The organism is Mesorhizobium sp. M1A.T.Ca.IN.004.03.1.1 (assembly GCF_003997555.1).
GTDB lineage: Bacteria > Pseudomonadota > Alphaproteobacteria > Rhizobiales > Rhizobiaceae > Mesorhizobium.
In genome coordinates this window covers 1-265 of record NZ_RZTV01000456.1, presented here as the reverse complement: position 1 = coordinate 265, position 265 = coordinate 1, and the positions used below count along the sequence as shown (strand labels likewise).

The following is a 265-nucleotide window of genomic DNA, read 5'->3' as shown; positions in this document are numbered from 1 at the left end:
AGATGATCTCGACCTCGGCGGCGCGCTCTTCCCCCGTGTCGATCGAAACCAAAAAGCCGATGGAGCGCACGCCGATCTTGTCGATGGCGGCGGTGAAGATTGCCGGCTCGTCATGGTGCAGCGGGCGGTGAAGCATGCAGGAGATCTTGCTGGCGCTATAGAGCGGTTCGTCGTCTACATCGGGCCGTGCCGACCAGAAGCTCGCAATGACGGATTCAGCGTAAGAAATATAGGAAGCCAGGAACATCTTGCCGTTCATATCGAC

At 58.1% G+C, this 265-nt stretch carries 1 protein-coding gene; it reads right to left on the bottom strand.

Going from position 1 to position 265, the window contains the following annotated elements; genetic code table 11:
• A partial coding sequence (locus tag EOD29_RS32415; protein WP_127248847.1) for an acyl-CoA thioesterase occupies positions 1-265 on the bottom strand: 265 nt, incomplete at both ends.